Here is a 25262-nt window from a genome sequence, read left to right on the forward strand (position 1 = left end):
CCACATCGGTTGTAAAATAGCGTTTTACCCTCAACTAATGGCTATGACCATGCAAACCGCCACTATCAAATTTGAAAAGTTCCAGTCGGCCAAAGACGATGACTGTCAGGCCCGTATTCTGGCTGCCCGCGAAAAGCTGGGTAAGCGACTGGTGATTCTGGGCCACCATTACCAGCACGAGAGTGTTTACCGCCATGCGGATTACTCTGGTGACTCACTGAAACTGTCTAAATATTGTGACAGCCTGGATGCGGAATACATCGTCTTTCTGGGCGTGCATTTCATGGCCGAGGTGGCTGACATCCTGAGCCGCCCGGATCAGGTCGTGATCTTGCCAGACTTGGCCGCAGGCTGCTCCATGGCAGACATGGCCAATCTGGCCAAGGTTGAGCGTAGCTATCGAGAACTCAGCAAAGTCCTTGATTTTGATGAAACCATCACACCGGTCACTTATATCAATTCCGCGGCGGACCTGAAAGCCTTCTGTGGTGAACATGGCGGCATTGTGTGCACCAGCACCAACGCCCCCAAAATCCTGGAGTGGGGCTTCAGCCAGCGCGAAAAAATCCTGTTCTTCCCGGATCAGCATCTGGGCCGTTGGAGCGGTTACAAAATGGGTATTCCATTAGAGCAAATGCCTGTCTGGGATCCAGACCTGCCCATGGGCGGCTTGACCGAACAGCAAATCAAAGACGCAAAAATCCTGCTGTGGAAAGGTCATTGCTCAGTACACCAGATGTTCCGCAAACAGAATATCGACCAGTTCCGTGCCCAGCATCCAGATGGCAAAGTCATCTCTCACCCGGAAACGGCGTTTGAGGTCTGCATCAACTCAGATTATGTTGGCTCTACAGAATACATCTTGCGTACCGTGAGTGAAGCCGAGCCTGGGACGAAATGGCTGGTAGGCACCGAATTGAACCTGGTCACACGCCTGGCCGAAGAAATGAAACCGCAAAACAAGCTGGTTCAGTTCATGAGCCATGTGGTTTGCGAATGCTCAACTATGGCACGTATTGACCCGCAACACCTGGCCTGGTGCCTGGAAAACCTGGCCGAAGGTAATGTGGTCAACCAGATTAAAGTGCCAGCGCATGAAGCCAAACTGGCCAAACTCACACTGGATAGAATGCTGGCCGTTTCCTGATGCGTGATTGCCCGCTGTGCCAACCAACCCCCTACGACTTGCTATGGCAGGATGATTTTTGCCGGGTAGTGTTATTGCACGACGCAGATTACCCTGCCTATTGCCGGGTGGAATTAATTGCACATATCAAGGAAATGACCGACCTGCCTCCCGCAGCGCGAGCACGCACCATGAAAGTCGTGTTTGCTGTCGAAACAGCGCTGCGGGAAGTCATACAACCGGATAAAATCAACCTGGCTAGCCTGGGCAATAAAACGCCGCATATGCACTGGCATGTGTTGCCAAGATTCGAGAGTGACAAACACTTTCCGAATAGCCACTGGGGCAGCACGATGCGGGATTCCGAGAGTCGACCACTGATTCAAGCAGTAAGGGATCAATTGGAAAGAGTTGTGATTGCGCGTGTAGAGTGCGCATTAAAATCTTAATTCTACTGAATCTCAGAACTTGGTTCTTAATTTAACAAATCTGTTTCGCCTGTCTGCGAAACTAATGATTTTGGTTGCCAGAAGAGCGCAAATGGACGATAAATGTTTCCACTTCATCGGGAGGGTAAATTCCAACATCTTTTCGGACTTGATAAAGCAAATCACTTAGCAATTTATCATGCTCATCTAAAGGCAAACTCTTGTTTACGGTAATCGCTTCAACAAATTTATAGAGTTCCTTAAGCACCTGTTGGGGAGCAAATAACATTAAATTATTTACCGCCTTCGAAAACTCTTTCTGGTTTTGATGTGTATGCTCGCCATTAACCACCCCACTCAAGCTATCCACAAATGCTTTGTAATAAGCTAGTTTTTCTTTACGCCACTCAGCCTCTCGCTCTTTTTTCTTAGTAAACCAGAATGTTGCAGCTGCGATAAACAAGCCACCAACAATAGCCAGAACTTGAGCAAAAATCGCACTCATCGTTATGCTTTTAACCATCTCGCGATATCCATCGCATAATAAGTTAGCACGCCGTCCGCTCCGGCGCGTTTAAACCCAAGCATTGCTTCCAGCACACAGGCTTTTTCATCCAGCCAGCCATTTTGTGCAGCGGCTTTGAGCATGGCGTATTCACCGCTAACATGATATGCATAAGTCGGTACGCCAAACTCGTCTTTGACACGGCGTACGATATCCAGATAGGGCATGCCTGGTTTAACCATGACCATATCCGCACCTTCTTCCAAATCCAGTGCGACTTCTTTTAATGCTTCATCAGAATTGGCTGGGTCCATCTGGTAGTTGTATTTGTTGCTTTTGCCCAGATTGGCCGCTGAACCCACCGCATCGCGGAAAGGACCGTAAAACGCTGAGGCGTATTTGGCAGAGTAAGCAAGAATTCGCGTATAGATGTAGCCTTGCTCTTCAAGCGCATCACGAATGGCGCCAATACGGCCATCCATCATGTCAGAGGGCGCAACTACATCTGCACCCGCTTCTGCGTGACATAACGCCTGCTTGACCAGCACTTCAACAGTTTCGTCATTCAGGACATAGCTGGTATCGTCGATCAGGCCATCCTGGCCGTGAGTGGTGTACGGGTCTAAAGCCACGTCAGTGATCACGCCCAAGTCCGGGAAAGCCTTTTTCAAGGCACGCACAGTCCGTGGCACCAAGCCTTCAGGGTTATAAGCTTCTTTGGCATCTAGGCTTTTAAATTCTTGTGGCACCACCGGAAATAAAGCCAGCGCGGGAATACCTAGTTTTACGCACTCTTCAGCGGTCTTGAGCAGCACATCCAGGCTTTGACGCTGTACGCCAGGCATCGATTTGACTTCTTCAATCGCGCCTTCACCCTCAAGCACAAACACCGGGTAAATCAAGTCATTGGTGGTGAGAACGTTTTCACGCATCAAGCGACGTGAAAATTCGTCTTTGCGCATACGGCGTGGACGGATGGCTAAAAATTGATTACTCATATCGATTCCTTTTTTGACCACAGCATCTGGTCAAATTGCTTGCGCTTTCAATCATTGCGCCTGATTTGGATACGCTCATGCAGGGCATACCTTTGCACTCACGCTATTTAAAACTTCTCCTAACCAAAGACCCTGGCGAGTTCTGCACCTGGATCCTCTTGCCGCATAAATGCTTCGCCGACCAAAAAGCCATTCACATGATGGCTGCGCATCAAAGCCACATCTTCTGGTGTGAAAATGCCAGACTCTGTGACGACAAAACGGTCTTCCGGCATGTTCTCGAGCAGGTCGAGCGTGGTTTGCAAGGTGACATCGAACGTGCGCAAATTGCGGTTGTTGATTCCCAGTAGCGGCGTTTCCAGTTGCAGCGCGAGTTCAAGCTCATCCGCGTCATGGACTTCGACGAGTACCGCCATGCCCAGATTGTGGGCCGTCAGCTCCAGTTCCTGCATTTGTGACAGTTCGAGAGCAGCCACGATGAGCAACACGCAGTCAGCGCCCATGGCTCGGGCTTCGTAAATCTGATAAGCATCTATCATGAAATCCTTGCGCAACACGGGCAATTTGCAGGCAGCGCGCGCTTGCTGAAGGTAGGCAGCAGATCCCTGAAAATATTGCTCGTCAGTCAGTACCGATAAACAGGCCGCGCCGCCTTTTTCATAGCTTTTAGCAATGGCGGCCGGATTAAAGTCAGCACGGATGATGCCTTTGGACGGGCTGGCTTTTTTAATTTCAGCAATCACGGCAGGTTTATCTGCATCCACCTTTTTAACAATATTGCCGATAAAGTCACGGCAATCCGGCTGACTCAGCGCTTCATCACGTATCGCATCCAATGACTTGCTGGCTTGCGCTTTGCTGATTTCTTCACGTTTGGTCGCTAAAATTTTATTTAAAATATCGGACATAATCTGCTCGCATGCCTTATTCGTAAGTGTGATTTTGATGTTTGATCCAGCCATGCTGGTGGCCCTGCGGGTCATGATGCGTCCAGTGCATAATGCCGCCTTTGGGGTTATAAATATATTCGCCTTTAAACCTGATCTGATCCCCTATGTTCAGGTTTTCTACCCTGGGCGCGAGGTCAATATTATGCGCAAATAATAATGTTTGATCTGGCGGGACGCTCACCAGAAACCGCTGGTGCCTGGCACCTTGAGTGTCATCGGGCAGCAGCTTCTTCACCGTACCGCTGCCTTCGAGCCAGACATGACTTTGCTTTTGGGCAAACGCCTGCTTAAGCGCTGCATTCTCTTCAGTGACGAGTCCTGCCGAGAGCGGTTGCAAGTGTACAGACTGCACCTGCGATTTTACCTCTAGCGCAGACTGTGGCTGATTCAGCGGACTGGATTGCTCTGCTTGCTGGCAGGCGGCCAGCAGGCAGAATATTGCAATCAGCGCCCCTTGTTTCATGCTGCCTGACTCAAGGCCTTCAATTGTTGCAGTTTACGCAACGCTGCGCCTGAATCAATCGATTGCGCGGCTTGCGCAATGCCTGATGGCAAGTCGCTTGCCAGGCCAGACACATAAATCGCCGCCCCGGCATTGAGCAAGACGATATCGCGGGCAGGACCTGTTTCGCCTGAGAGCAGGCCTAAGATAATGTCACTCGAATGCTGCGCACTTTCCACATGGATGCTGTTCACATCATGCACGGGCATGCCAAACTGGGTAGGGTTTAAAGTGTATTGACTCACCTGGCCATGCTTGAGCTCGGCCACATAAGTGTCTGCTGAAAAAGAAATTTCATCCATTTCATCCGCACTGTGCACCACCATGACATGCTCGCTGCCGAGCTTTTGCAAAGTTTGCGCCAGCAAAGGCACCAGGTCACGGTGAAAAACCCCCATCACCTGACGCTTGGCGCCGGCCGGATTGGTCATGGGGCCTAACAGGTTGAACATGGTGCGCACGCCCAGCTCACGGCGCACCGGGGCAGCATATTTCATGGCCGCGTGGTGGTTAGGCGCAAACATAAAGCCGATTCCGGCCTCGTTCACGCAGCGCGCCACTTGCTCAGCCGTTAAGCCGATATTAACCCCCAGTGCTTCCAGCACATCGGCAGAACCGCTCTTGGACGAAGCGGCCCGGCCACCATGCTTGGCGATTTTTGCGCCGGCACCAGCCGCCACAAACGCGGATGCGGTTGACACATTAAAGGCTTTGTTGGGCGCACCGCCGGTGCCGCAGGTGTCAATTAAATGCGTAGAATCGGTAATTTCTACCTTGCTGGACAGGTCGCGCATCACCTGTGCAGCCGCGGCGATTTCGGTGACGGTTTCACCCTTGACGCGCAGGGCCGACAAAAAGCCGGCAATCTGGATTTGAGTAAACTCGCCGCTCATGATCTGCTGCATGATTTCCAGCATTTCTTCATGCGTGAAATCTGTATGGTCAATCAGGCGCTGTAAGGCGATTTTAGGTGTGATGGCCATCAATAGCCTTTCAGGAAGTTGTCCAGCAGCTCATGTCCATATTCAGTCAAGATAGACTCGGGGTGAAACTGTACGCCTTCCACGGCCAGTGTTTTATGCTTGACGCCCATGATCTCGCCATCTTCAGTCCAGGCCGTAATCTCCAGGCAATCCGGAATAGTTTCGCGCTCGATGACCAGCGAATGGTAACGCGTCGCGGTATAGGGATTAGGCAGATTTCTGAACACACCGGTATTGGTATGGTGGATCAATGAGGTTTTGCCGTGCATCAGGGTTTTGGCCTTGATGATGTTGCCGCCAAACGCCTGGCCTATGCTCTGGTGACCCAAACAGACGCCCAGCAAAGGAATCTTGCCGGCAAACTCATGAATCAGTGGCACAGAAATCCCGGCTTCATTGGGCGTACAAGGCCCTGGGGAAATCACGATTTTTTCTGGCTGCATGGCTTTGATTTGCGCCAGTGTGATTTCATCATTGCGGTGCACATGCACATCTTGCCCCAGCTCGCCAAAATACTGCACGAGGTTATAGGTAAAAGAGTCGTAGTTATCAATCATCAACAACATATCAGGCTCCTTTTCCTGCATGGGTTTGGACATTGACGGCCTGGCTATCCAGTCCTGCCTGCACCAGTTCAGCGGCGCGGATCACAGCTTTGGCCTTGTTTTGGGTTTCTTCCCATTCGCTTTGCGGCACCGAGTCGGCCACAATGCCGGCGCCCGCCTGCACATAGAGTTTTTTGTTTTTGATCACGGCAGTACGGATCGCAATCGCCACATCCATATCGCCATTAAAGCCTAAATAGCCGACGGCGCCAGCATAAATGCCACGTTTGGAAGGCTCCAGTTCTTCAATGATTTCCATGGCGCGCACTTTAGGGGCACCAGAAACGGTCCCGGCAGGGAAAGTCGCTTTGAGCACATCAATCGCATCCAAGCCTGGCTTGAGCTGACCTTCAACATTGCTGACGATATGCATGACGTGTGAATAACGCTCTATCGTCATGTTGTCGGTGACTTTCACGGTGCCAGTGAGCGCGACGCGGCCCACATCATTACGGCCCAGATCCATCAACTGCACATGCTCGGCACGCTCTTTAGGGTCAGCCAGTAATTCAGCTTCCAGCGCCAGGTCATGGTCACGGTTTTTACCGCGTGGGCGTGTCCCGGCAATCGGCCGTGATGTCACGGTGGTCTCTTCCAGACGCACCAGAATTTCTGGTGAAGCGCCGACCACATGGTGATCATCCATATCATAATAGAACATATATGGGGAGGGATTGAGGCTACGCAAGGCGCGGTACAAGCTCAATGGCGAGGCGTCAAAGTCTTGCGACATCCGCTGGCTCAATACGACCTGCATGATGTCGCCTTCTAAAATATATTGCTGTGCTTTTTTGACTGCCGCTTTGAAGTTGTCTTCACCAAACTCAGAAATGGCCGCTGTTTTAGCACTCGGCAATCCAGCAGGAATCTCTACGCTACACCGTAACTTCCCGACCAAGGTGTGCATGCGTGCGCATGCAGTTTCATAGGCATTGGCTTTAGCCGGGTCAGCATACACGATGAAATACAGTTTGCCGGAGAGGTTATCCACCACGGCAATTTCTTCTGAAACCATCAACAATATATCTGGCGTACCAATCACATCTGGCTTTTTCTGCTTACCCAGACGTTTTTCAATGTATTGAATAGTCTCATAGCCAAAATAGCCAGCCAGGCCACCGGTAAAGCGCGGCAAACCATCGTAAGGCGGCGTTTTAAAGCGCGCCTGATAGGCCTTGATAAAGTCCAGCGGATTTTGATCGCTATGCGATTCAATGACTTGATGATCCTGAATCACCTGCAATTGCTGCTCACGCACCACAATTCGCGTGGTGGCAGGCAGGCCTATGATCGAATAGCGGCCAAAGCGCTCACCGCCTTGTACGCTTTCAAGCAGATAGGAATAAGGTTGATTGGCCAGTTTAAGATACAGGGATAAAGGCGTATCCAGATCGGCAAAGGTTTCTAGCACCAGCGGAATACGGTTGTAGCCTTGCGCCGCCAGCGCGTCGAATTCGGTCTTGCTTAATGTGCTTAACATGATGCTTTTTTCCAGGTTGATTCGTAGAGTGCCGTGCAAACAATCACAGCAGGTCGGTGCAAATGGCGCGCACCTGCGCGTTGGGCAGGACTAGCCCCGCCACGAACGACGCCAGCTTAATACTGGCCAACTGGAAGAATGATGAGCACAAAACATCATGGTAATAAGGTCTGTTTTTTATGATCCCTGCTTTAAGAGGGCAGGTAACTCTAGCAAGTTCACCACCTCGGTGAGCTGCTGCACGGTAGCATCTACCGTCGCGACATCAATTTCGCGGCCTTGATTATACCCATAAGGCACGGTCACGACAAAGCATCCGGCAGCATGCGCGGCCTGAATATCCGTCTCCGAATCCCCCACCATCACCGCTTCAGCAGGCAGCACACCTAGCTTTTGGCAAATATGCAACAAAGGCAAGGGGTCAGGTTTCTTTTTGGGCAAGCTATCGCCAGAAATAATGACCTCAAAAAAATCAGCCAACCCTGCTTGTTGCAGCAAAGGTAAGGTGAATTTTTCGGGTTTATTGGTCACACACGCCAGGCGGTAGCCTTGCTTCTTCAGCTGCTGCAAAGCAGGGACAACCCCTGCGAATGGCTGGCTTTGGGTGGCGTTGGCGGTATAAAAATCATGATACAGCGGCTGCGCCTGCGCAAACAAATCGGCCTCCGGCTCCACCTGCACGCTCCCTGTGAGGCAGCGCTTGATCAGGTTTTGCACACCTTCGCCAATATAAGTGGCGATTTGTGCTTGCGGCAACATGGGTTTGCCCAAAGCCACCAACATACGGTTGGCAGCTTCGGCAATTTGCGGTGCGGTATCCAGCAGGGTGCCGTCCAGGTCGAACATCACCAACTTCACTTGAAACCGCATCACAACAGGCTTTTTTAAATTAAACCGTGGCTAAAGAAGCACGCATCGCCGCAACAACCGTGTCATAACGGTTAGGGTCGGTGTCTTTAGGTGAGCCAAAAATCGCGCTGCCTGCAACGAAGGTATCCGCACCGGCTTTGGCGATCTCTGCGATGTTGTTGGCGTTCACACCACCGTCTACTTCGAGCCAGATTTGGCGGCCGGTTTTTTCGTAATAAGCATCAATACGGGCACGCGCTTGTTTCAGTTTGTCCAGCGTGGCGGGAATGAATTTTTGGCCACCAAAGCCTGGGTTCACAGACATCAGCAAAATCATGTCCACTTTATCCATCACGTAATCCAGGTAATGCAATGGTGTCGCTGGGTTAAATACCAAGCCAGACTTACAGCCGCTATCACGGATCAAGGCCAGGCTGCGGTCAATATGGTCAGACGCTTCCGGATGGAAAGTGATGATATCCGCACCCGCTTTGGCAAAGTCTGGGATGATACGGTCAACAGGTTTCACCATCAGGTGCACGTCGATGAGTGCACCAACATTGTGTGACAGGTCACGAATCGCATCACAGACCAATGGGCCAATGGTCAGGTTAGGCACGTAATGGTTGTCCATCACGTCAAAGTGCACGATATCGGTGCCGGATTTGATCACGTTTTCGATCTCCTGGCCCAACTTGGCAAAGTTGGCAGATAGAATACTGGGGGCAATGCGGAAAGTTTTGTCCATGCGCTTGATGTTCCGTAAATGAATCTAATAAAAAGTTAGCAAAACCAATATTTTAACGCCATTTTGTGACAAATTGACAGGATTCTTGCTTGCCGCCGCCGAATATAAGAAAATGTCGGCACTTTTGACATGGATGCCTCTCCAATTCGCCATGAACCACCTGCAAGCGCCCACGTGTTTCACTTTTGACCCTGTCCCGCAGGTAAAATAGCGCCATGCAACTGTATACCATTGGTGTTAACCACACCACCGCCCCTATTGCCATCCGCGAGAACGTTGCGTTTAACAACGAAACCTTGCCGCAAGCATTGGCTGATCTGGCACGACACAATGTGGCAGAGGTGGCGATCCTGTCCACCTGCAACCGCACCGAAATCTATGTGCAATCCATCCGGCCAGAAGTGGTGATTGATTGGCTGGCAGCGTATCACCGCCTGGAGGCAGACAAGTTGCTGCCCTACACCTACACCTTGAGCAGCCACGAGGCCGTCAAACACGCCTTCCGCGTGGCCAGCGGCTTGGATAGTATGGTGCTGGGCGAGGCGCAAATACTTGGGCAATTCAAGCAGTCAGTCAAAATTGCGCAGGATGCAGGTACGCTGGGCACCCTGCTGCACAAACTGTTTCAACGCACGTTTGAAGTGGCCAAAGAAGTGCGCACCAATACCGATATCGGTGGCAGCTCGATTTCGATGGCTGCTGCGGCGGTGAAACTGGCACAACGTATTTTTGGTGATTTGAGTGCGCAACGGGTGCTGTTTATTGGCGCCGGTGAAATGATAGAGCTCTGTGCTGACCATTTTGCTGCGCAAAAACCGAAAAAAATCACTGTGGCAAACCGTACACTGGAGCGCGGCGAACAACTGGCAGACAAGATTCGCGGCCAGGGCCTCAATGTGCAGGCCATTTTGCTCAACGACCTGCCAGAGCGTTTTCAGGAATTTGATATCGTCATCACAAGCACCGCCAGCCAGCTGCCGATTGTTGGCCTGGGCATGGTCGAGCGCGCTATTAAAGCGCGTAAACACAGACCGATGTTTATGGTAGACCTGGCCGTGCCGCGGGATATCGAGCCCGAAGTTTCCGCGCTCGATGACGTATTTTTGTACACCGTAGATGATTTGGCGCAAGTGGTCTCCGAAGGTCTGGGCAATCGTAAAGAAGCCGCGATAGATGCAGAAATGATCGTCAACGCACGCGTTGAACATTTTATGCAATGGCTCAAGCAGCGCGAAGCGGTGCCCACCATCAAAGCCCTGCGTGATCAAGTAGACAGCCTACGCAAAGCTGAGGTGGAAAAATCGCTCAAATTGCTGCAAAAAGGCGAGCCGCCCGAAAAAGTACTCGAACATCTCAGCAATGCACTGACCAACAAGTTTTTGCATGGCCCCAGCCACGCGCTCAACAACACCGAAGGCGATGCCCATGCGCACATGGAGCATCTGGTCAAACAACTTTTTCAGTTAAAAAAATAACTTTTTCAAGATATCGGCCTCCGCTGACGCTTTGAATTTTAGGGTCCCACAATGAAACCAAGCATGTTGCAAAAGCTCGCCAACCTAAGCGAGCGCCTTGAAGAACTGAACCGCCTACTCAGCAGCGAGGGCGTGACTGACAATATGGATAATTACCGTAAAATCATGCAGGAACATACGGAAATCACTCCGATTGTCGAGCAGTATCACGTCTACGCGCAAACCGAGTCCGACATCAAAGAGGCACATGCCATGCTGTCTGACCCTGAGATGAAAGAGTTTGCCCAGGAAGAAATCGAGACTGGCAAAAAACGTCTGGAAGAAGTGGCGCTCACCCTGCAAAAACTGCTGCTGCCTAAAGACCCCAACGATGACAAAAATATTTTCCTCGAAATCCGTGCCGGCACCGGCGGCGATGAGTCTGGCCTGTTTGCCGGTGACCTGTTCCGTATGTATTCGCGCTATGCCGACCGGCAGGGCTGGAAGGTAGAAGTGGTCTCGGCCAACGAAGGCGAGGTCGGCGGCTACAAAGAAATTATTGCCAAAATTATCGGCTACGGGGCATATTCAAAACTCAAATTCGAGTCCGGTGGCCACCGCGTACAGCGCGTGCCCGATACCGAAACACAAGGCCGGATTCACACTTCAGCCTGTACAGTCGCGATTCTGCCAGAAGTCGAAGAGGTGGGTGATGTTGAAATCAATCCCGCCGATATCCGTATCGACACCTTCCGCGCCTCAGGTGCAGGTGGTCAGCACATCAACAAAACCGACTCTGCGGTGCGGATCACCCACGCCCCCACCGGTATCGTAGTGGAATGTCAGGATGGCCGTAGCCAGCACGCCAACAAGGCGCAAGCCATGCAGGTGTTGGCCGCACGCATCAAAGCCAAGCAAGTCGATGAACAACAAAGCAAAATCGCCTCCGAGCGGCGTAACCTGATTGGTTCGGGTGACCGCTCAGAACGTATCCGCACTTACAATTACCCGCAAGGCCGCATTACCGACCACCGCATCAACCTGACACTGTATAAAATTGATGCGATTACCGAGGGCGATATGGATGAGTTGATTAATGCGCTGGCGACTGAATATCAGGCGGATTTGTTGGCGAGTTTGGGCGAAGACGCCTAATCGAAAAATATGGTGACAGAAACTCATCTCCACCATCGAGGCAGTTGCCTATGTGAAACGGTGCACTATGAAGTCAGAGGCGCACTGGGAGAACTGGTATATTGCCACTGCCATCGTTGCCGCAAAGCCACCGGCTCTGCCTTTATTGCAGTTGCCCCTGTGCCCAAGGCCAACTTCACAATCACGCAGGGCGAGACGGCACTTAAAACTTACCGCAGTGAAGCAGGGGTTTGTCGTGTATTTTGCAGTCATTGTGGCTCGCCCATCATGGCTTACCGCGAGAGTGCACCCGATATCTTGCGACTTCGAATCGGGACCCTAGATACGCCGCTCCCCACTCAGGTATCAGCCCATATCTTTGTTGGCTCAAAAGCAGACTGGCATGAGATTCACGATGATGCGCCCCAATATATTGAGCGCCCGTGACTGAATCGTCCCCGAACATGACCCCATTTCGCATCCCTGTTGCGCCGCGTAGTATCCAGAAAGACAACCCAATCAAGTTTTTACTGGATACTGAAGCCGTCGACTGCTTGGCACATAATATCGGATTAGTGCATTCGGCTTTTGATGGACACTCATTCAAAAGCTTGGCGCTCACCAACATTGCAGCGCTGGGGATTATGGATCGCTCAGCGCATATTGCGGCGGCATTAAAAGCGACCTTACCCGCAAAGTTTTCCGAAGCCACGGACATTCTGCTCAGCACGCTAACGCCGCCGAATGTACACACCGAACGTCTCGGCTTGAGTGTGTTTTTTTACTTGCCGCATACACGCTTCATTGCCGACTACGGGCGTGACCCGCAACACAATGGCGGTGAAGATCCTTTCGACACGGCCATGCGTGCCCAATATGAATTGACGCGCCGCTTTACCGCCGAATTTTCGATCCGTCCGTTCCTGATGCATGATTTTGAGCGCACTTTGAATCAACTGACCTTGTGGCTAAACGACGCAGATCCGCATGTGCGCCGCTTATGCTCTGAAGGCTGTCGTCCCCGCTTGCCTTGGGGGGCGCGCATTCCCCAGTTGATTAAAGACCCCAGGCCAACACTGCCTATTCTGGAAGCCCTGAAAAATGACCCCAGCCTGTATGTACGCCGCAGTGTTGCCAATCATCTGGGCGATATCGCCAAAGACCATCCAGCATTGGCATTTGAAGTATGTGAGCGCTGGCTGACTAATGCGGATAAAGACTTGAAATGGGTGATCCGCCATGCGGTGCGCCATCCGGCCAAGCAAGGCAACGCGCATGCGCGTGCTATCCGGCTGGCGGCAGGAGGAAAATAAATGCTGCCCACCATCCGCGCCTGCCTGGATGCTGCAAAAATCCAATTGATGCAAACCATCCCGGCTGACGAAGCCAGCATAGAAGCCCGCATGTTATTAATGGAGGTGCTCAAGGTGAACCATGCCTGGCTACTCGGTCATGCACTGGATTTGCTGGATACGCAAAAACAAACAGACTTTAACGCCTTAGTTGCCCGCCGCCTGCAAGGGGAGCCCATCGCGCATATTTTGGGCTATCGGGAATTTTTCGGGCTCGCGCTCAGAGTGACGCCTGATACCTTGATCCCGCGACCAGATACTGAAACACTGGTAGAAGCGGCCTTGGAAAAAATCAACCAGCATGCGCGCGGCAAACCGCTTGAAGTGTTGGACCTGGGCACAGGAACTGGGGCTATCGCACTCGCGCTGGCCAAACATGGACCAGACTGCCAGGTGACTGCGGTGGATGCCTCTGAAGCGGCCTTGGCCGTCGCGAAAGACAACGCTTATGCGCTGGGCATTGAGAATACGCAGTTTGTGTTAAGCGACTGGTTTTCAGCGCTGGCTCCCAAACCTTACCATGTAATCGTGAGTAATCCGCCCTATATCGAAGCGGATGACCCGCATCTACAACAAGGCGATTTGCGTTTTGAACCCTTATCGGCGCTGGCTTCAGGGGCAGACGGTTTGCAAGCGATCCGGCAGATTATTGCCCAGGCGCCTGGCTATTTGACTGAAAATGGCTGGCTCATGCTGGAGCACGGTTACAACCAGGCGGACGCCGTGCAATCACTCTTAAAAGCACAAGGGTTTGCAGAGATTGCAACGATGCATGATCTGGGTAATCAGCCCCGAGTCACGTCAGGAAAATGGCCACTAGCAAAACCAGTATGATTTTTGCTAGATTGAAAACAAAACCTTTATCTAAGGAGTTGTGATGCAGCCTATCCCTAATATTAAAGCCGTACTATTTGACCTGGATGGCGTGTTGTATATCGGCAATCAAGTCATCAATGGCGCGATCGCGGCCGTTAAACAACTGCGCGAAGCGGGCATTGCGGTCCGCTTTGTCACCAACACTAGCACGCTATCTTTAGCGTCCTTGCAATCCAAGCTGAATGCGTTGGGCTTCAATGTAGTGCCCGAAGAAATCATGAGTGCACCACAAGCGACCATCCAGTACCTCAAAAAGCAGCCCAATCCGGTCTGTAAATTATTGCTGGCAGACGATGTGAAAAAAGATTTTGCCTGCTTTGATCAATCGGAAACCGCCGCCAATTATGTGGTGATCGGCGATATTGGCGACCGCTGGTCTTACCAACTACTCAATGAAGTGTTTACCTGCCTGGTGAATGGCGCGCAGTTAATTGCCATCCATAAAAACCGCTTCTGGCAAACCGAGACCGGCTTGCAAATGGATATTGGTGCGTTTGTCACCGGGCTGGAGTACGCCAGCAATACCAAAGCCATGCTAATGGGCAAGCCTTCGCAGCATTTCTTTCATATGGCCATCGATGCCTTACGTCTGAAACCTTCGGAAGTGCTGATGATAGGCGATGATATCGATGCAGATATTGGCGGTGCGCAAGATGCGGGCTTGCATGGCATTCTGGTCAAAACCGGAAAATATCGCGAAACCTATACGCGCTTATCCGCCGTGGAGCCGGATGCGATGATTGCTTCAGTGGCAGATTTACCGGCATTGCTAGGCTGTTTTTCTGCCTCCGCCCATTCCTCCTGACCGGGTCAGCCCGGTCTCGCCGTTTCGGCATGCCGCATAGTATAATTGCGGCATGTTTGAATCGAATTCTGTTGGTATCGTTAAAGCGCAAGTTGCGCATTTCACCCGGCCGCTCACGCTTAAAAGCGGCGCCGTGTTGCCACAATACCATCTTGCTTATGAAACCTATGGTGAACTTAACGCGGCCAAAAGCAATGCCGTGTTGATTTGCCACGCCCTGTCTGGCAACCATCATGTGGCTGGCCGTTATACGCCAGAAGATAAATATCCTGGCTGGTGGGATAACCTGGTGGGTCCGGGCAAACCGCTGGATACCAACAAGTTTTTTGTGATCGGGTTGAATAACCTGGGCGGCTGTCATGGCAGTAGCGGCCCATCCAGCGTGGATCCGCTGACAGACAAGCCTTATAGCGCTACTTTTCCGGTCGTGACCGTAGAAGACTGGGTAGAGTCACAAGCGCGACTGCTAGATTACCTGGGTATTGACCAACTGGCGGCGGTGATTGGCGGCAGTCTAGGGGGCATGCAAGCGCTGCACTGGAACATTGTGTATCCCGAGCGTGTGCGGCATGCCTTTGTGATCGCCTCTGCACCCAACCTGACCGCACAGAACATGGCGTTTAACGAAGTGGCACGCCAGGCGATTATCACTGACCCCGAGTTTTTTGACGGCGATTATTACAACCATGGCACCGTGCCGCGCCGTGGCTTGCGCATTGCCCGCATGCTGGGTCATATCACCTATCTGTCAGACGATGCCATGGGTGAAAAATTTGGCCGCAAACTGCGTCATGGCGATGTGAAGTACAGCTTTGATGTCGAGTTTGAAATGGAGTCTTACTTGCGCTATCAAGGCGACAAGTTTGCCGGCGAATTTGATGCCAACACCTATTTACGCATGACACGCGCGCTGGATTATTTTGATCCGGCGCTGGATTTTGAAGGCAATTTGAGCAAGGCGCTCAGCCGCGCCAAAGCCAAGTTTGTCGTCATCTCGTTTACCACCGACTGGCGTTTTTCGCCTGCACGTTCGCGCGAGATCGTCCAGGCCTTGCTGGATAACGCCTTGCCCGTGAAGTATGCCGAGGTCACCTCGGCCCATGGGCATGATGCCTTCTTGATGCCTGATCCGCATTACCATGCCATCATGCGCGCCTATCTGGAGCAAATCAAAGTATGAAGAATGTAAATATTACCAATGTTCGCCCAGACTTTGCATTAATTACAAAATGGGTGCAAATGAAAGCCAAAGTGCTGGATTTAGGTTGCGCAGATGGCACGCTGCTCACGCACTTGCATCAAACACTAGGCATTACAGGCTACGGCATTGAAAAAGACGATGCCAATTGGTTGGCGGCATTAAAAAATGGGGTGGATGTGATTCAAATGAACCTCGAAGAAGGCCTGTCCGGCTTTGAAGACCAGTCGTTTGATACAGTCATTTTGTCGCAAACCTTGCAGGCCATGCACAATACTGAAAGCATCGTGCATGAAATGCTGCGAGTAGGGCGCGAAATCATCGTCACCTTCCCCAATTTTGGCTATTGGCGCAACCGCCTGCAAATCACGCTGGGCAACATGCCGGTCTCCAAAAGCCTGCCCTATCAATGGTACGACACGCCAAACGTGCACCTATGCACCATCCACGATTTTGACCATTTTTGCCGCCAGCACGACATTCAAGTGATTGAGCGCAAGGTAATTACCGACGGCCAGGATATCCACGTCTTGCCCAATCTGCTGGGCAACCTGGCCATGTACCGCTTAAAACGCGCTGCCTGATAACACCAAACCAGCCATTTCAAGAAAGATTGAGCGCTTTTAAGCGCCGGTAAAGCGTATTTCTGCTCAACCCCAGCTGACGGGACACCGCTGAAATATTGCCGCCATGTTGCAACATGGCTTGCCGGATCGCTTCATCATTTTGCACTTTCAGGCTGGCTGCTGGCAACGCGGCCATGCCGACCGCAGACGGCTCAGCATCTGCTTTTTTCGCCAGCATTTCATCCAGAAAGTCCTGCATCAAATGCTGGCGGCCAATGACGCCGCCATCTGCCAATGCCACCGCCGTGCGCAAAACATTATGTAACTGGCGTACATTCCCTGGCCAAGGATGCGCATTAAACAATGCCATGACTTCTTCACTCAAGCTGGCTTGCGGCGCCTGTTCAATTTGCAAAATCACTTGAATCAGCCTTGCCATATCCAGCCGCTCACGCAATGCGGGTAATTGCACACTCAAACCATTGATACGGTAATACAAATCACTGCGAAACTCACCCGCTGCCACTTTGTCTTTTAACTTCTGATTCGTCGCGCTGAGCAGCATAAAGTTGACCGGGATAGACTTGCTGCCGCCCAACGGCGTCACACTGCGCTCTTGCAAGACGCGCAACAAGCGCGCTTGCAGTGACAATGGCATATCGCCAATCTCATCCAGAAACAAGGTGCCGCCATCCGCTTGCTGGATTTTGCCAAGATTGCCTTTACGCTTGGCCCCTGTATAAGCGCCTTCTTCGTAGCCAAACAGTTCGGCTTCAATCAGCCCTTCTGGCAAGGCCGCACAGTTGACGGCAATAAACGGCTTGTGGCGGCGCGCACTGGCATCGTGAATCGCGCGTGAAAATAATTCTTTACCGGCCCCGGTCTCGCCGAGGATCAGCACCGGGATGTCCTTATCCAGCACCTGCTTGACCTGAGTGATGGCCAGCTTGAATTGCGGGTCGCCACTGTCCAGCAACTCCAGACTGGCGGCAGACTCTCGCGGCGCCAACGGCGGCATTTTTTTCGGAGCGGAAGGCGCCTGGCTCGCCGAGGCGCGGGCATATAACCGCGCGCCATTACGCAGATGCAGTGGAAATAGGACATCGGTATTTAAACCGCGTTGCTTGAACGCGATCCACGACTCGTCAAAAATATCTTCAAATGCAATACGCCGCGCAGACAGGCTATCCTGGTCCAGCGGCAAACCAAACTGGAACTGACCACTACGGTTGATCGTCTGTAGCTGGCCAGCCGCATCAAACAAAGCCACCCCTTCCCACAAGGTACCAATAAATTCTGGCCGCACATGAAAATGCACGGCGATTTCACCCTCTGCAGTGGCATGAAACAGCCGGTTTTCGACCATTTGCGCCGCCATTTTGACCAGGGCCAGCGTGTGCTGCTGTGGCGCATTAAGGTCGTTGGATACGTCCAGCGTCGCAACCAAATGGTTATTGGCAGCAAAGATAGGCACGGCGGAACAACTGAGTGAATGATGATAGGCCATGAAGTGCTCAGCCCCCTGCACACTGATGGCCAGGCGCTCTACCAGCGCGGTGCCAATGGCGTTGGTGCCCCGGTGCTCTTCGCTCCACGACGCACCAGGCAATAACGAAGCGCGGATCTGGTTTTCATCCACGCCTTCACCCATGGTGCGCAAAATCACCCCTTCGTGATCGGTCAAAATCACCAGGCTACGCGTATGGGCGATTTGCTCACTCAAGGTGATCATTTCCGGCTCAGCTTGCGCCAATAACAGGCGGTTTTTCTCCAGCCGCTGCGCCAATTCCTGGGCAGTAATAATCTGGTCTTCTGCCGGGGCTTGCTCATCCACGCCCTTGACCATGCAACGTCGCCAGGAGCGGGCAATCGCTTCGGCAATCGCGCGCTGATCATCACGCAAGCCAACTTGCGGCAGGGGAGTGGAGGAGGGGGAATACTTGTTGGGCATGGAAAACTGAACACCTGTCACATCGGATTGAACAACTGTACCAGTATGACACAGTCGTGAACAGTACAGGCTATCTTGCACAGAATCTCGAGCATTGATCATACTTTTATAACCTACTGATTTTAATATATTTTTTAAAAATTTTCAAAACATGATTGCGGTTGGCACACGCATTGCAATGAGTGATCAAGCCGTCACAAAAGAAGCATTTGTTAACGGCGTGTCAACACAACTCATCCAGCTTCAAAGCAACCATTTTGGAGGTTATTTATGCAACAACGTATCAAGCTTGCCATCAGCGCATTACTGTTAGGCAGCATCAGCACCAGCGTATGGGCAGATGCTGAACTGGACACTTTAATGAAAGATGACAACCAGTGGGCCATGCAGCGTAAAGACTACGCGAATCAGGGCTATAGCCGGTTGTCACAAATCAACAAAGGTAATGTCAAACAATTGAAAATGGCCTGGTCGTTTGCCACTGGTGTGAACCGCGGTCACGAAGGTGCACCACTGGTGATCGGCAATACCATGTTTATCCACACCGCATTCCCTAACAACGTGTATGCGCTGGACTTGAACGATGACCAGAAAATTCTGTGGTCTTATTTCCCTAAACAAAGCCCGGATGTGCAATCCGTCATGTGTTGCGACAACGTGAACAAAGGCTTGGGCTACGGTGACGGCAAGATTCTGCTGCAACAGAATAATGGCGTACTGGTCGCTCTGGATGCAAAAACAGGGGCCAAGGTTTGGGAAGTAACTGTCAACGACCCAAGAACAGGCGCGGCCAACACCAACGCTCCACACGTGTTTAAAGATAAAGTGATCACTGGCTGTTCAGGCGGTGAATTCGGTGTACGTTGCCACATCAGTGCTTACAACATCAAAGATGGCAGCCTGATCTGGAAAGCCTACAGCACCGGTCCAGACAGCGAAGTGATGATTGGACCAGATTTCAACAAGGAAAACCCACATTACAACGCACTGTCTCTGTACGAAGACGTGAATGGCGGTAACAAAATGGGTGGTTCCTTCAAGAATCTGGACAAAGCACAACTGAAATTTCCAGAAGCCAACCTGGGTGTACGCACCTGGCTCAAACCACAACAGCAGAAAGATGGCTGGCAAAATGGCGGCGGCCCAACATGGGGTTGGTATTCTTATGATCCAAAATTGAACCTGATGTACTACGGCAGCGGTAACCCAGGTACCTGGAACCCAGACGTACGTCCAGGTGACAACAAATGGTCGATGACGATTTTTGCCCGTGACCTCGATACCGGCTTGGCACGCTGGGGCTACCAGATGACGCCACACGACGAGTGGGATTATGACGGCATGAACGAAATCGTGTTGTGGGAAGCAAACGGCAAGCAATTGGCCACCCACTTTGACCGTAACGGTTTTGGCTATACCTTTGACCGCACCAACGGCACGCTGCTGGTCGCTGAAAAAATGCATCCGTTCGTCAACTGGGCAACCAAGATTGATCTGAAAACCGGTATTCCGGTCAAGGATCCAAAATACTCTACGCACCAGGATTACAACGCAAAAGGCGTTTGCCCTTCTGCACTGGGTGTTAAAGACGAACAACCGTCCGCGTTTTCACCGAAAACCAAAACGTTCTATGTCCCGCTTAACCACGTGTGCATGACCTATGAGCCAGTTGAATCGAAATATGTGGCCGGTCAACCTTGGGTAGGGGCGACATTGACCATGTTTGCCGGTCCAGACGGCGTGATGGGTGGCTTTATGGCTTGGGATGGCCTCAAAGGCAAAGCTCAGTGGTACAACAAGGAGAAATTCTCTGCTTGGGGTGGCGCACTGGTCACCGCGTCTGATCTGGTCTTCTACGGCACACTGGACCGTTGGGTGAAAGCACTGGATGCCAAAACCGGTAAAGAACTGTGGAAATTCCAGGTAGGTTCCGGCGTGGTCGGCAACATGATCACCTACGGTCACAAAGGCAAACAATATGTCGGCGTACTGTCTGGCATTGGTGGTTGGGCGGCCGTGGCGATGAACCTGGGCTTGACCAATGATACCGATGGCTTGGGTGCTGCCGGTGGTTACAAGGAACTGACTAAATACAACGCCGCACCTGGTGGTGGCGCCATGAATGTATTCAGCTTATAAGAGAGGAAGTCGCATGCAATTGTTTAACCAAACCTTGCTCGCCACGGCCTTGCTGGCTGCCACAGCCTCTGCCATTGCAGGGAGTGGCGCCGAGGCCTTGGCTCAAAAAAGCGGCTGCTTGCTTTGCCATGGCATCGACAAAAAAGTCGTTGGCCCGGCTTACAAAGAAGTCGCCGCCAAATACAAAGGTGATAAAACCGCTGAAGCCAAGCTGATCCAGAAGGTGAAAGCCGGTGGCAGCGGGGTATGGGGTGAAATGCCCATGCCACCGAACAGCCCACAAGTGAAGGACGAAGATATCAAGACCATCGTCCAGTGGGTGTTGAGTTTGTAGTTCCCCTGCGAAATAAGGCGTCGGTGGCCTGTGCAATATGGATGATTCACTTACCCACTGACGCCCTGTTTCCAACCGTTTTACCATTGATCTCCGAGTGTGCCAACCCGCAAGGGTTGGCTTTTTTTTGCCGCCGAATTAGCCAAGCCTTAAAAGCGTTTACAATGCGGGCATGACGATCTCGCAAACCCTGTTTACACGCCGCATGCTGATGTGTGTCGCCCTAGGCTTCAGTTCTGGCCTCCCCCTGTATCTTTTGCTGCAACTGTTGCCTGCCTGGTTACGTAGCGAAGGCCTCAATCTCAAAACCATCGCCGCCTTTGCCTTTATGCAACTGCCCTATACCTGGAAGTTTTTGTGGTCGCCCTTGATGGACCGCTATAGCTTATTACAAGCGCTGGGCCGCCGCCGTAGCTGGATACTGGGCACTCAATTCGCGCTGCTTGCCAGTATTGTGGGCCTGGGCATGTTCCAGCCGCAGCAAGAAATCAGCATGGTCGCCCTGCTTGCCACGCTGGTAGCGCTATTTTCGGCCAGTCAGGATATCGTCATTGATGCCTACCGCCGCGAAACACTGAGTGATGAAGAGCTCGGGTTGGGCAACAGCCTGTATGTCAACGCCTATAGGATTGCTGGCTTGGTCCCTGGCTCGCTGGCCCTGATTCTGGCAGACCATCTGGCCTGGTCGCAGGTATTTTTGGTCGTTGGCCTGTTTATGCTGCCCGGTATCGGATTTACACTGTGGTCGCAAGAACCCGTGATGGCCAGCGCACCCAAAACCTTGCTCGCCTCCGTGATTGAACCTTTCAAGGAGTTTATCCACCGTAGCGGCTGGCAGCATGCGCTGTGGGTGTTGCTATTTATCTTGCTTTATAAGCTGGGCGACAGCATGGCCACCGCACTCGCGACCCCGTTTTATATTGACATGGGCTTCAGCAAAACCGATATCGGCGCCATTGCCAAAGGCAGCGGCCTGGTCATGCAAATCGCCGGTGCCTTCGTTGGCGGCATATGGATGCTGAAATTGGGCATTAACCGCGGTTTATGGACCTTTGGAGTCGTGCAGGCGCTCTCCATCCTGGGATTCGCCTGGCTCGCGGGCAGCGGCCCCTTTACCGAGATCGGTGCCCCAGAACGCAGCATGCTTGCGATTGTGATCGGCTTTGAAGCCTTTGGCGTTGGCTTGGGCACAGCGGCTTATGTGGCCTACATGGCACGCGAAACCAACCCCGCCTATACCGCAACCCAGCTCGCCTTGTTTACCAGTCTCTCCGCCGTACCGCGCTCCGTTTTTAATGCTCTGACTGGTGGCATGGTGGAGGCACTGGGATGGCAGCAGTTTTTTTATGTGTGCACTTTGCTGGCAATCCCGGGGATGTTGCTGTTGTTTAAGGTAGCACCTTGGCGGGAAAAATAGGTTTCTCGCAGACAAATATGTTTCTTTTCGACTCTTGACGAGTTACTTTTCTTTGCTTGCACAGGCTGTGATTTACTTTTGAGTGCGCTTTGGGATTTTGGAAGGGTCTATTTCGCCTTTAGGCGACCATTCTTTCTTATGCTTGTCCATAAGAAAGAAGGCAAAGAACAAGACACCCTAGCTTCCGCTTCATTCCTGCGTTGCTCGCCAAAACAAGCGGTCACGAAACTCGATCTGGCAGCTCACAAAATACGTGAGCTGCTGCGGGACTCGAACAGTCGCTCCCTTCTTCCTTGTTTTGGCTGCGCTACTCGGCGCGTCAGATAGGAGCCCGAAAACCCATCAGCGCTACCCGTGGTGAATTAAAGAAAGAATTTGAGTTTTTGAACGGTCCAAATTTCAATAGTGTGAGTTTGGCGAGATGAATCCCATTCCATCACGCTGAGTAGCGGAGACGAAGTGGGGGATGTCGGCCATCGGCTGTTTGAGTTCCGCAACAAGCCACGAAGTGTGTGGCTTGTCAGGGCGAGTTTCGATGGACGCCCACTTTGTTGATAACTAAGACTGCAGAGCAGTCTGTTACGGCGTAGGCTAACTCGCGTAGCGATGTTAAGTGCAGCGGCCGTAGCCAACAACGCAAGGAAGCCAAAGGCCGTGATGGCTGGGTGCCCTCTTCTTTGGCTTCGGCCGCCACTGCGTGGCTTAACCTAAAGGTTAGCCTTCGCCGCAACACTGCGTTAGTTGTGGTTACTTTCTGTGGGGCAAGCAACAGAAAGTAACTCGCCTAGAGGCGAAACAAACTCTTCATGCATTCGGCATCATATTAACAAAGTACTCACTAGAGCACTTGGATTCCGACCTACGTCAGAATGACAGAACGCACTATCCCAGCAAGCTAAAAAAGAACAAGCTTACTTACTCAATCCGTATAATCCACAATCAAAGGTGCATGGTCACTAAACCGTTCCGCCTTATACACGCTCGCCGCCATCACCTTCGCACCTAACGCAGGCGTTGCTAGCTGATAATCAATCCGCCACCCCACATTCTTGGCCCAAGCCTGCCCACGGTTACTCCACCAGGTGTAGCACGCATCGGTGGTGTCCGGATACAGCATCCGATAAGTGTCGACCCAGCCGACACGTTGCAACACATCCCCCATCCAGGCGCGCTCTTCTGGCAAAAAGCCGGAATTCTTTTTATTGCCTTTCCAGTTTTTGAGGTCGATTTCCTGATGCGCGATATTCCAGTCGCCGCAAATTACGACCTCACGGCCACAGGCAATCAACTGCTCCAGATGCGGCAAAAATTTTGCCATCACGGCAAATTTGAATTGCTGCCGCTCTTCGCCGCTAGAGCCGCTCGGCAGGTATAAAGACACCACGCTTAGATTGCCGTACTGACATTCCAGATAGCGCCCTTCAGCGTCTATTTCGGCATGGCCCAAGCCAATAATCACCTTATCTGCAGGCTGCTTGCTGTAAATCCCCACACCGCTGTAACCTTTTTTCTCGGCATAATGAAAATAGCCGTGGTAACCAGGCGGCTGCAGCATGTCAGGATGCATGTCACCTGCCTGGGCTTTGAGCTCCTGTAAACACACAATCTCGCCGCCACTATTCGCCAGCCAAGGCAAAAATCCTTTGTTGCAGGCTGACCGTATGCCATTGAGGTTCAAGGTTATAATACGCATTGTTTAAATACTTTCTGCTTTTTTAAAATGACTGCCAACACACTCAGTGCCGATTTTATTGCTTTTTCCATCCACAAACAGGTATTGCGCTTTGGTGAATTTAAAACCAAAGCCGGCCGCTTGAGCCCATATTTTTTTAATGCTGGCCTGTTTGATGACGGCGAGAGCATGCTCAAACTGGGTGAGTTTTATGCAAACAGCATTCTACAGTCTGGCTTGCAATTCGACATGCTGTTTGGGCCAGCTTATAAAGGCATTCCGCTGGTGACGGCGATCAGCATTGCATTTGCACGTCTAGGCCATAATTATCCGTATGCGTATAACCGCAAAGAAGCCAAGGACCATGGCGAAGGCGGGACGTTGGTGGGTGCTGCTCTCAAAGGACGCGTGCTGATTATTGATGACGTGATTTCTGCGGGCACTTCTATCCGGGAGTCTGTTGAACTCATCCGCAAAGCAGGAGCCACGCCTTGTGCAGTGAGCATCGCCCTGGACCGCCAGGAAAAAGGCTTAGGGGAATTGTCCGCAGTGCAAGAAGTTGAACAAACCAACCAGATGCCGGTAGTCAGCATTGCCAAACTGGCTGACCTGTTTGCCTATTTGCAAGGCAACGAAAAGCTGGCGCAGTATTTCCCGGCCATTGAAGCGTACCGCGCACAATATTGCGTACGCTAAGCCGGCGGATCCCACCAAAAAGCGAGCATCGGCTCGCTTTTTTTATTTCAGCATGCCCATCAAGCGCGACATGATAAGTGCCGGATTATTCTCCACCACACCATTCGGCGTTAATTGATTCACCACATCGGGTAAATGTTCGGCAATTTTGCTGCTCAGCTCATCGGTCGTCATATTCAACTTACCGGCGATCCCACTCAATACTGCAGTCCCCAAGGCAGCGCCGATTTGCTGGGCGCTCACATTCAAATTCGCCCCTGTACCTACCCACGAATCAACCTGCTCGCTCAAGCCGCCGTTTTTCAGCGTTTGCAAAATGCCAGGCAAGCCACCGTATTGTTGAAATAGCTCCATCGCCAGTTTTGCCAATGGACCTTTATCACCCATGACCTTGTTCATCATGGCCCCAGCGACGCTATCGAATAATCCCATTCTGGGCTGCTCCTAGTTTATTGTCCAAATAGTTCTTCTTTTATTGCACCCAGGCAACGATT

At 51.8% G+C, this 25262-nt stretch carries 26 protein-coding genes; 14 read left to right on the forward strand and 12 right to left on the reverse strand.

Going from position 1 to position 25262, the window contains the following annotated elements:
- Nucleotides 1-49 precede the first annotated feature (49 nt).
- On the forward strand, nt 50-1147 hold the full coding sequence (gene nadA / locus ACT53C_RS03000) for a quinolinate synthase NadA (RefSeq protein WP_379074037.1): 1098 nt from the start codon (nt 50-52) through the stop codon (nt 1145-1147).
- Entirely contained in the window at nt 1147-1575 is a 429-nt protein-coding gene (locus tag ACT53C_RS03005) for an HIT family protein (RefSeq protein WP_476144742.1), read from the forward strand. The genes nadA and ACT53C_RS03005 overlap by 1 nt, the downstream gene beginning before the upstream one ends.
- A gap of 61 nt (nt 1576-1636) precedes the next feature.
- Here the strand turns inward: ACT53C_RS03005 and ACT53C_RS03010 are convergent, their stop codons facing one another.
- The 9 genes from ACT53C_RS03010 to rpe form a co-directional block, all read right to left on the reverse strand.
- Complete coding sequence (locus ACT53C_RS03010; protein ID WP_476144743.1) at nt 1637-2059, reverse strand: hypothetical protein; 423 nt, start codon at nt 2057-2059, stop codon at nt 1637-1639.
- Nucleotides 2060-2061: 2 nt separating this feature from the next.
- Nucleotides 2062-3057: a porphobilinogen synthase gene (gene hemB, locus ACT53C_RS03015; RefSeq protein ID WP_476144744.1), complete on the reverse strand. Its 996-nt coding sequence runs from the start codon at nt 3055-3057 to the stop codon at nt 2062-2064.
- A gap of 119 nt (nt 3058-3176) precedes the next feature.
- Nucleotides 3177-3965 (reverse strand): indole-3-glycerol phosphate synthase TrpC, encoded by a 789-nt coding sequence (trpC, locus tag ACT53C_RS03020; RefSeq protein ID WP_476144745.1) that lies wholly within the window; start codon nt 3963-3965, stop codon nt 3177-3179.
- 16 nt (nt 3966-3981) lie between these two features.
- Nucleotides 3982-4470 carry a DUF3465 domain-containing protein gene (locus tag ACT53C_RS03025; RefSeq protein WP_476144746.1) on the reverse strand — a complete coding sequence of 163 codons (489 nt, stop codon included), beginning with the start codon at nt 4468-4470 and terminating at the stop codon, nt 3982-3984.
- Entirely contained in the window at nt 4467-5492 is a 1026-nt protein-coding gene (gene trpD, locus ACT53C_RS03030) for an anthranilate phosphoribosyltransferase (protein ID WP_476144747.1), read from the reverse strand. Before trpD ends, ACT53C_RS03025 begins: the two co-directional genes overlap by 4 nt.
- Nucleotides 5492-6058, reverse strand: coding sequence for an aminodeoxychorismate/anthranilate synthase component II (locus ACT53C_RS03035; RefSeq protein ID WP_194749599.1), 567 nt, complete (start codon nt 6056-6058; stop codon nt 5492-5494). Before ACT53C_RS03035 ends, trpD begins: the two co-directional genes overlap by 1 nt.
- 1 nt (nt 6059) lies before the next feature.
- The gene (gene trpE / locus ACT53C_RS03040; RefSeq protein ID WP_476144748.1) at nt 6060-7577 is read right to left on the reverse strand and encodes an anthranilate synthase component I; all 1518 of its coding nucleotides are present in this window, start codon (nt 7575-7577) and stop codon (nt 6060-6062) included.
- A gap of 177 nt (nt 7578-7754) precedes the next feature.
- Nucleotides 7755-8447, reverse strand: a complete 693-nt coding sequence (locus tag ACT53C_RS03045; RefSeq protein WP_476144749.1) for a phosphoglycolate phosphatase — start codon at nt 8445-8447, stop codon at nt 7755-7757.
- A gap of 19 nt (nt 8448-8466) precedes the next feature.
- Entirely contained in the window at nt 8467-9174 is a 708-nt protein-coding gene (gene rpe, locus ACT53C_RS03050; protein WP_049639627.1) for a ribulose-phosphate 3-epimerase, read from the reverse strand.
- A 215-nt stretch (nt 9175-9389) separates the two neighbouring features.
- Here rpe and hemA point away from each other — a divergent pair, with 215 nt between their 5' ends.
- Genes hemA through metW form a run of 8 tightly spaced genes read left to right on the forward strand, consistent with a single transcriptional unit; the run spans nt 9390 to nt 16577 of the window.
- Entirely contained in the window at nt 9390-10649 is a 1260-nt protein-coding gene (gene hemA / locus ACT53C_RS03055; protein ID WP_476144750.1) for a glutamyl-tRNA reductase, read from the forward strand.
- A gap of 51 nt (nt 10650-10700) precedes the next feature.
- On the forward strand, nt 10701-11783 hold the full coding sequence (gene prfA, locus ACT53C_RS03060; RefSeq protein ID WP_194749604.1) for a peptide chain release factor 1: 1083 nt from the start codon (nt 10701-10703) through the stop codon (nt 11781-11783).
- A 9-nt stretch (nt 11784-11792) separates the two neighbouring features.
- A complete protein-coding gene (locus ACT53C_RS03065) occupies nt 11793-12209 on the forward strand; it encodes a GFA family protein (protein ID WP_476144752.1) in 417 nt (138 codons plus the stop codon).
- 17 nt (nt 12210-12226) lie between these two features.
- Entirely contained in the window at nt 12227-13075 is an 849-nt protein-coding gene (locus ACT53C_RS03070; RefSeq protein WP_476144753.1) for a DNA alkylation repair protein, read from the forward strand.
- Nucleotides 13076-13948, forward strand: coding sequence for a peptide chain release factor N(5)-glutamine methyltransferase (gene prmC, locus ACT53C_RS03075; RefSeq protein ID WP_476144754.1), 873 nt, complete (start codon nt 13076-13078; stop codon nt 13946-13948). It abuts the gene before it with no gap.
- 43 nt (nt 13949-13991) lie between these two features.
- The gene (locus ACT53C_RS03080) at nt 13992-14795 is read left to right on the forward strand and encodes a TIGR01458 family HAD-type hydrolase (protein WP_194749608.1); all 804 of its coding nucleotides are present in this window, start codon (nt 13992-13994) and stop codon (nt 14793-14795) included.
- 52 nt (nt 14796-14847) lie between these two features.
- Nucleotides 14848-15975: a homoserine O-succinyltransferase MetX gene (metX, locus tag ACT53C_RS03085; RefSeq protein ID WP_313984758.1), complete on the forward strand. Its 1128-nt coding sequence runs from the start codon at nt 14848-14850 to the stop codon at nt 15973-15975.
- A complete protein-coding gene (metW, locus tag ACT53C_RS03090) occupies nt 15972-16577 on the forward strand; it encodes a methionine biosynthesis protein MetW (protein ID WP_476144755.1) in 606 nt (201 codons plus the stop codon). The genes metX and metW overlap by 4 nt, the downstream gene beginning before the upstream one ends.
- Nucleotides 16578-16596: 19 nt before the next feature.
- On the opposite strand, the gene ACT53C_RS03095 is transcribed toward metW, so the two are convergent.
- Entirely contained in the window at nt 16597-18510 is a 1914-nt protein-coding gene (locus ACT53C_RS03095) for a sigma-54-dependent Fis family transcriptional regulator (protein ID WP_476144756.1), read from the reverse strand.
- A gap of 270 nt (nt 18511-18780) precedes the next feature.
- Here ACT53C_RS03095 and ACT53C_RS03100 point away from each other — a divergent pair, with 270 nt between their 5' ends.
- The 3 genes from ACT53C_RS03100 to ACT53C_RS03110 all read left to right on the forward strand — a co-directional run bounded on the left by ACT53C_RS03100 (nt 18781) and on the right by ACT53C_RS03110 (nt 22400).
- On the forward strand, nt 18781-20649 hold the full coding sequence (locus ACT53C_RS03100; protein WP_476144757.1) for a methanol/ethanol family PQQ-dependent dehydrogenase: 1869 nt from the start codon (nt 18781-18783) through the stop codon (nt 20647-20649).
- 13 nt (nt 20650-20662) lie between these two features.
- A complete protein-coding gene (locus ACT53C_RS03105) occupies nt 20663-20983 on the forward strand; it encodes a c-type cytochrome (protein WP_194749612.1) in 321 nt (106 codons plus the stop codon).
- Nucleotides 20984-21155: 172 nt separating this feature from the next.
- Nucleotides 21156-22400, forward strand: coding sequence for an AmpG family muropeptide MFS transporter (locus tag ACT53C_RS03110; protein ID WP_476144759.1), 1245 nt, complete (start codon nt 21156-21158; stop codon nt 22398-22400).
- 919 nt (nt 22401-23319) lie between these two features.
- Here ACT53C_RS03110 and ACT53C_RS03115 read toward each other — a convergent pair.
- Nucleotides 23320-24093: an exodeoxyribonuclease III gene (locus ACT53C_RS03115; RefSeq protein WP_476144760.1), complete on the reverse strand. Its 774-nt coding sequence runs from the start codon at nt 24091-24093 to the stop codon at nt 23320-23322.
- 27 nt (nt 24094-24120) lie between these two features.
- On the opposite strand from ACT53C_RS03115, the gene pyrE reads away from it, so the two are divergent.
- Nucleotides 24121-24768 (forward strand): orotate phosphoribosyltransferase, encoded by a 648-nt coding sequence (pyrE, locus tag ACT53C_RS03120; RefSeq protein WP_476144761.1) that lies wholly within the window; start codon nt 24121-24123, stop codon nt 24766-24768.
- Between the two features lie 42 nt (nt 24769-24810).
- On the opposite strand, the gene ACT53C_RS03125 is transcribed toward pyrE, so the two are convergent.
- Nucleotides 24811-25200, reverse strand: coding sequence for a YidB family protein (locus ACT53C_RS03125; protein ID WP_338655873.1), 390 nt, complete (start codon nt 25198-25200; stop codon nt 24811-24813).
- Nucleotides 25201-25262 lie beyond the last annotated feature (62 nt).

This window comes from Methylophilus sp. DMC14 (genome assembly GCF_056314085.1).

Coding starts and splice junctions, on each gene's coding strand:
- hemA (WP_476144750.1), top strand. CDS start 9,390: ATGCAACTGTATACCATTGGTGTTAACCACACCACCGCCCCTATTGCC.
- prmC (WP_476144754.1), top strand. CDS start 13,076: ATGCTGCCCACCATCCGCGCCTGCCTGGATGCTGCAAAAATCCAATTG.
- trpC (WP_476144745.1), bottom strand. CDS start 3,965: ATGTCCGATATTTTAAATAAAATTTTAGCGACCAAACGTGAAGAAATC.
- hemB (WP_476144744.1), bottom strand. CDS start 3,057: ATGAGTAATCAATTTTTAGCCATCCGTCCACGCCGTATGCGCAAAGAC.
- ACT53C_RS03005 (WP_476144742.1), top strand. CDS start 1,147: ATGCGTGATTGCCCGCTGTGCCAACCAACCCCCTACGACTTGCTATGG.
- pyrE (WP_476144761.1), top strand. CDS start 24,121: ATGACTGCCAACACACTCAGTGCCGATTTTATTGCTTTTTCCATCCAC.
- ACT53C_RS03025 (WP_476144746.1), bottom strand. CDS start 4,470: ATGAAACAAGGGGCGCTGATTGCAATATTCTGCCTGCTGGCCGCCTGC.
- metW (WP_476144755.1), top strand. CDS start 15,972: ATGAAGAATGTAAATATTACCAATGTTCGCCCAGACTTTGCATTAATT.
- trpE (WP_476144748.1), bottom strand. CDS start 7,577: ATGTTAAGCACATTAAGCAAGACCGAATTCGACGCGCTGGCGGCGCAA.
- metX (WP_313984758.1), top strand. CDS start 14,848: ATGTTTGAATCGAATTCTGTTGGTATCGTTAAAGCGCAAGTTGCGCAT.
- ACT53C_RS03125 (WP_338655873.1), bottom strand. CDS start 25,200: ATGGGATTATTCGATAGCGTCGCTGGGGCCATGATGAACAAGGTCATG.
- ACT53C_RS03035 (WP_194749599.1), bottom strand. CDS start 6,058: ATGTTGTTGATGATTGATAACTACGACTCTTTTACCTATAACCTCGTG.
- ACT53C_RS03095 (WP_476144756.1), bottom strand. CDS start 18,510: ATGCCCAACAAGTATTCCCCCTCCTCCACTCCCCTGCCGCAAGTTGGC.
- rpe (WP_049639627.1), bottom strand. CDS start 9,174: ATGGACAAAACTTTCCGCATTGCCCCCAGTATTCTATCTGCCAACTTT.
- ACT53C_RS03115 (WP_476144760.1), bottom strand. CDS start 24,093: ATGCGTATTATAACCTTGAACCTCAATGGCATACGGTCAGCCTGCAAC.
- ACT53C_RS03045 (WP_476144749.1), bottom strand. CDS start 8,447: ATGCGGTTTCAAGTGAAGTTGGTGATGTTCGACCTGGACGGCACCCTG.
- ACT53C_RS03010 (WP_476144743.1), bottom strand. CDS start 2,059: ATGAGTGCGATTTTTGCTCAAGTTCTGGCTATTGTTGGTGGCTTGTTT.
- ACT53C_RS03080 (WP_194749608.1), top strand. CDS start 13,992: ATGCAGCCTATCCCTAATATTAAAGCCGTACTATTTGACCTGGATGGC.
- ACT53C_RS03105 (WP_194749612.1), top strand. CDS start 20,663: ATGCAATTGTTTAACCAAACCTTGCTCGCCACGGCCTTGCTGGCTGCC.
- nadA (WP_379074037.1), top strand. CDS start 50: ATGCAAACCGCCACTATCAAATTTGAAAAGTTCCAGTCGGCCAAAGAC.
- ACT53C_RS03070 (WP_476144753.1), top strand. CDS start 12,227: ATGACCCCATTTCGCATCCCTGTTGCGCCGCGTAGTATCCAGAAAGAC.
- prfA (WP_194749604.1), top strand. CDS start 10,701: ATGAAACCAAGCATGTTGCAAAAGCTCGCCAACCTAAGCGAGCGCCTT.
- ACT53C_RS03065 (WP_476144752.1), top strand. CDS start 11,793: ATGGTGACAGAAACTCATCTCCACCATCGAGGCAGTTGCCTATGTGAA.
- ACT53C_RS03110 (WP_476144759.1), top strand. CDS start 21,156: ATGACGATCTCGCAAACCCTGTTTACACGCCGCATGCTGATGTGTGTC.
- trpD (WP_476144747.1), bottom strand. CDS start 5,492: ATGGCCATCACACCTAAAATCGCCTTACAGCGCCTGATTGACCATACA.
- ACT53C_RS03100 (WP_476144757.1), top strand. CDS start 18,781: ATGCAACAACGTATCAAGCTTGCCATCAGCGCATTACTGTTAGGCAGC.